At 68.9% G+C, this 3,870-nt stretch carries 2 protein-coding genes; one reads left to right on the top strand and one right to left on the bottom strand.

The window, feature by feature from the left end:
• Positions 1–162: 162 nt before the first annotated feature.
• Entirely contained in the window at positions 163–2,958 is a 2,796-nt protein-coding gene (locus tag O0J15_RS20405; RefSeq protein ID WP_134735611.1) for a glycoside hydrolase family 3 C-terminal domain-containing protein, read from the bottom strand.
• A 337-nt stretch (positions 2,959–3,295) separates the two neighbouring features.
• On the opposite strand from O0J15_RS20405, the gene O0J15_RS20410 reads away from it, so the two are divergent.
• A complete protein-coding gene (locus tag O0J15_RS20410; protein ID WP_021204492.1) occupies positions 3,296–3,730 on the top strand; it encodes a VOC family protein in 435 nt (144 codons plus the stop codon).
• Positions 3,731–3,870: the final 140 nt, after the last annotated feature.

Consider the following 3,870-nt stretch of genomic DNA (forward strand, 5'->3'; position numbering starts at 1 on the left):
CCCCCCCCCCCCCCCCCCCCCCCCCCCCCCCCCCCCCCCCCCCCCCCCCCCCCCCCCCCCCCCCCCCCCCCCCCCGCGCCCCCCCCCCCCCCCCCCCCCGCCCCCCCGCAGCGGTACCCCACAAACAAACACGGCCCCTTCCGGGGCCGTGTCTTCAAGGCATCAGCGCAGCACCTGCTCCACCAGCTGCACGTCCACGCTCTGCAGCGGCTCGGCCGCATTGCGCGACAGCTGCACCTGGTAGGTGCCGCCGTCGATCTTCCACTGGCGGGCCTGCGCATCGTAGTGCGCCAGCGTCTTCGGCTCGGCTTCGATGCGGATGCGGCGCTGTTCGCCCGGCTGCAGGGTCACCTTGTCATAGCCGATCAGGCGGATCGGCGTGGTGCTGCCGGCCGGCAGCTTCAGGTACAGCTGGGCCACGTCGGCACCGGCGCGCTTGCCGGTGTTGCGAATGTCCACGCTGGCGACCAGGCGCGAGCCTTCCACGCTCACCTTCAGGTTGTCATAGGCGAACGAGGTGTAGGACAGGCCATGGCCAAAGGCGAAGGTCGGGGTCAGGCCCTTGACCGCCATCCACTTGTAGCCGACGTTGGCGCCTTCGATATCGAAATCGAACACATCACCGAACGGCTTGGCGGGCTTGAAGCCGAGGCCGTCGATGTGCGGGCGCGGCAGCTGCGATTCGTCCACCACCCAGGTCACCGGCAGGCGGCCCGACGGATTGACCTGGCCGGTCAACAGCGCGGCAATGCCTTCGCCACCGCGGATGCCCGGGTACCAGGCCTGCAGCATCGCCGGCACCTGTGCCAGCCATGGCGTGCGCACCGGGCCATTGGTTTCCAGCACCAGCACGGTCTTCGGGTTGGCCTTGGCCACCGCCGAGATCAGCGCGTCCTGGTTGTCCGGCAGCTGCATGTCCGGCAGATCCACCGATTCGGCGGCCCACTGGGTGGCGAACACGATGGCCACATCCGCCTGCGCGGCTGCCTTGGCCGCGGCGGCGACGTTGGTGCCGTCCACGTACTCGATGGTCGCGTCCGGACGCGCTGCGCGCAGCGATTCCAGCGGCGAGGACGGGTGGAAGATCACCGGGCCCGGCCAGGTGGTCGGCAGCACGCCCGGCACCGCATTGGTGCCCTTGGCGGTCACGCCCACCATCGACGAACCACCACCACCGATCACGCCCTTGTCGGCATGGCCGCCAATGATGACGATGCGCTTCACCGTGTCGGCCAGCGGAAGCAGGTTGCCTTCATTGCGCAGCAGCACGCTGCCCTCTTCCACCGTGCGCTGGGCGACGGCGAAGCCGGCCTCGGCATCCACCTTCTGGTGCTGCGGCGGGTTGTCGAAGTTGCCATGCAGGAACATGGTGCGCAGGATGCGCGCGACCATGTCATTCAGGCGCGCCTGCGGCACCACGCCGCCATGCACGGCCAGGCGCAGCGGCTCATCGAAGAACACCGCCGCGTCGAACACTTCACCGGCCGACTGCTGGTCCAGGCCGGCCAGCGCCGCCTTCGAGCCGCTGTGCACGCCGCCCCAGTCGGACATCACGAAGCCGGGGAACTTCCATTCCTGCTTCAGCACCTGGTTCATCAGGTAGCCGTTCTCGCAGCCGTAGGTACCATTGATCTTGTTGTACGAGCACATCGCCACGCCCGGGCGGCCGGCTTCGAGCGCGATCTCGAAGGCCAGCAGGTCCGACTCGTGCATGGCCTGTTCGCCGATGCGCACGTCGTGGAAGTTGCGCCGGGTCTCCATGTCGTTCAGCGCGAAGTGCTTCATCGAGGAGATCACGTGTTGGCTCTGCACGCCCTGGATCAGCGCGCCAACCATCGAGCCGGCCAGCAGCGGATCTTCACCGGCATATTCGAAGTTGCGGCCGTTGCGTGGGTCGCGCTGCAGGTTGACGCTGCCCGACAGCAGGATGTTGAAGCGCTGCTGCCATGCCTCGCGGCCCATGGTCGCGCCGCCGGCGAAGGCGACTTCGCGGTTCCAGCTGGAGGCGGTGGATGGGCCGGACGGCATTGCGGTGGCGAAATCGCCCGGGCGGATGCCGCCCGGATTGGTCACGCCGACACCGGCATCGGCCGACTGCTGCGACGGGATGCCCAGCCGCGGTACGCCCGGCACGAAGCCGGCCGAACCGACCGCACCTTCCGGCAGCGGGCCACCGTCTTTGCCCAGCCCGAAGTAGCTGTGCAGCATCTGGAACTTCTCATCCTCGGTCATCGCCTTCAGCAGCAGCGCAGCGCGCGCATCGGCGTTGAGGGCGGTGTCCATCCATGGCTTTTCGCCGTGCTTGTCGGGGGCATAGGCCAGGGTCAGCAGGGTGGCGCGCAGGGTGCTGCCCTCCATCTTGAACGGTGCGCTGCTGGCGGCCTGGAAGCCGTCGCTGAAATAGCTGGCATCGGCTTCCAGCGCCACACGCGCCGGATCGAAGCCTGCGGCCTTGGCCGATTCACCGGCCACTGCGCCGAGCAGCACCGCCGGGGCGCCCAACCGCGAACGGGTGACCAGCGCCGGCAGCTGCACCGCACCTGCACCGGCATCGGTATAGACCGCCACGGTATGGCGGCCATCGTCCAAGCGCAGGTAGTTCAGGCCTGGCTGGTCGGGGCCGGATTCGGCGGCGATCGGCAGCCGGGTCAGCACGGCCTGGCCGCGCTGGGTCTGGCCGTCGTCCTTGCCGGCGGCAACGAAGCGGTATTCATAGCCCAGGCCGTCGGCCAGCACCTGCAGCGGATCGACCTGGCCGATGCCGCGCTGCACCTGGCGCACGCTCACCGCGTCCACCTTCAGGCTCTTCAGTTGCGCCGCCAGGGCCGGCATCGCCTCGGCGTTGGGCGCCTGTTCCAGGGTCAGCACAGTGAACGCGGCGGGGTCGGCCCAGGCCGGAGCGGCCAGTGCGGCAGACAGGGCCAGAGACAGTGCAAGCGGTTTTGTAAACGTTTTCATCGGCAGGCGTAATTCCGTTGCCAAGGCAATCGGTCCAGGGAAAGTGCCGCCGAAGGGTGCAGCGTTCATGCCGCGCAGGGGTTGCCGGGCAACGTCCCGCAGGCCGAAGGGCGGGCCGGTCTGCGCGCGGGACCCTCCTCCCGGCGTGACAACCTGCCTGCCCGGGCCGCGCAGGGCGACCCAATCCTGTGAAGATTGTGCGAGGGCGTTCACACCTGTCAACAGGACCTAAGTCACAGGGGCAACCCGGCCAATGGTTATCAGGCCATCACTGGTGGTCATCAGCGCGCCGCGCGAGGCTGCTGATAATGGAGATCCTTGGCCACGAATCGAGCCCATGACCGTACATCGCGACTTCGATCATCTCTGGCGCGACCGCTGTGATACCTCCAGCCAGCGCGCGCCGCGCGTGCTGATCCGGGTGTTCGTGGCTCCGGGCGAGCTGGAGCGCAGCGTGGCCTTCTACGAGCAGCTGCAGGGCGTGGTGGCCGATGCGGGCTTCCCGTTTCCGGAGGCCGGGCTGCGCCTGGCGATGGTCGGTGCGTTCCTGTTGATCGAGGGCAGCGAGGCGGCGCTGGCGCCGTTCACTTCGACCACGGGGACACTGCTGGTCGATGACGTTCGGCCCTATCACGACAAACTGGTCGCGGCTGGCGCCGAGATCATCTTCCCGTTGCAGGTGGTACCGACCGGGGCGGCGTTCAACGCGGTGCATCCCGATGGCACGGTGGTCGAGTACGTGCATCACCGGCCCGACCCGCACGGCCGGTGAGGGTGCGCACGGCCGGGCTGCGCCCGGCACCCGCGGTAGTGCCGGCCGCTGGCCGGCAACCTCAGAAGCAAAGGCGGCTATCCGTGGGGTGGCGGGGTGGGTCCGGCTGCGGGGGGCGCTGCAAGTACGTCCATGTAAGC

Origin of the sequence: Stenotrophomonas sp. Sm10 (assembly GCF_030985515.1) — a bacterium.
Classification (GTDB): domain Bacteria; phylum Pseudomonadota; class Gammaproteobacteria; order Xanthomonadales; family Xanthomonadaceae; genus Stenotrophomonas; species Stenotrophomonas hibiscicola.

Bases quoted from the DNA above. Each gene is read 5' to 3' on its own strand.
- O0J15_RS20410 (WP_021204492.1), top strand. From the start codon at position 3,296: ATGACCGTACATCGCGACTTCGATCATCTCTGGCGCGACCGCTGTGAT.
- O0J15_RS20405 (WP_134735611.1), bottom strand. From the start codon at position 2,958: ATGAAAACGTTTACAAAACCGCTTGCACTGTCTCTGGCCCTGTCTGCC.